The organism is Luteibacter sp. P4_D7_3, from assembly GCF_056401735.1.
This window is the reverse complement of sequence record NZ_JBFUIT010000569.1, coordinates 1-1,323: the sequence shown is the minus strand read 5'-3', so window position 1 is coordinate 1,323 and position 1,323 is coordinate 1. Positions and strand designations below refer to the sequence as shown.

The window sequence follows — 1,323 nt, the reverse complement described above, 5'->3', positions numbered from 1 at the left end:
CGGTATCAACAAGGTCATTATTGTCGGCAACCTCGGCGCGGATCCCGAGACCCGTTACACCGGCAGCGGCACGGCGATCACCAGCCTGCGCATTGCCACGTCCGAAGCCTGGACCGACAAGGCCTCCGGCGAGAAGCAGGAGCGCACCGAGTGGCACCGCGTGAAGCTGTTCGGCAAGCTGGCCGAGATTGCCGGTGAGTACCTGAAGAAGGGCCGCCAGGTCTACATCGAAGGTTCCCTGCGTACCGACAAGTACACCGACAAGGATGGCGTCGAACGCTATTCGACCGACATCATCGGCAACGAGATGCAGATGCTCGGTGGCAATGCCGGCGGTGAAGGTGGCGGCGGCGGCTTCGGTGGCGGCCAGGGCGGTGGCGCTCGTCCGCAGCAGGCACGCGCAGCCGGTGGCGGCGGTAACTACGGCGGTGGCGGTGGTGGCGCCGCTGCGGGTGGCCAGCAGCGTAGTGGCGGTAATTACGGCGGCGGTTCACGCGGTGGCGATGACTACGGCCAGCCTCGCGGTGGCAATGCGCCCCCGCAGCGCTCTGCGCCGCCGGTTAACGAAGGCTTCGACGACGACGATATTCCGTTCTGATCGAAGAACGTCATTCGTCCACAAAAAAAAGGCAGGGCATGCGCCCTGCCTTTTTTTGTGGTTCTTCGCGGATTACCGGGGCCCGGGCGCCCGGCTTTCAGGCCGGGCATGCTTTCGCACCTTGCACCTTGCACCTCGCGCATGGCTCGCCTTCGGCTTCGCGGGCTCGGCTTTGCCGTCGCTCTCTACACTTGGGCGTCTCGCGGGGAGACCTTGGTGCCCACCCTCGCGGCTCAGACACGTCCTCCGCGTTCGAGAAGGAAAGGCCGCTCCGCGGCCCCTGTTCTTATTGGCCTACGGCCGCTCCACTTGTGCGGAACTCGCCGCGAGGGTGGACACCAAGGTCTCTCACGACGATACGTTCAACTGAACGGAGAGCCGTTGGTGTGAGTGTGGCGGTCCAAGCGGACCATTGCGGCGGTCGTGTCGGCACGTCATTTCCGACTCGGTGAGCGCCGTCGTAACCGCTGCGCTGTCTCGCGAGGACGATCGCGACCGGCGCGACGCGGTTGACCGTTTGGCGATGGCGACGAGCCAGCAGCCGAGGCGGCGTTGCTTYGTCGGCTCGRCCCGCACGAACCTCASGGATGGGGAGAGTCTTCGGTGCCCACCCTCGAGGCGAGTTCCGCACAAGTGGAGCGGCCGTAGGCCAAATAAGTACACGGCCGCGCAGCGGCCTTTCCGSTACGAAACGCGGAGGACGTGTCTGAGCAGCGAGGGTGGGC

At 65.5% G+C, this 1,323-nt stretch carries 1 protein-coding gene; it reads left to right on the top strand.

Annotation, left to right across the window (positions count from 1 at the left end; genetic code table 11):
- On the top strand, positions 1 to 598 hold a 598-nt coding region (locus AC1DSN_RS22770; protein ID WP_477333123.1), incomplete at its 5' end, for a single-stranded DNA-binding protein.
- Positions 599 to 1,323 lie beyond the last annotated feature (725 nt).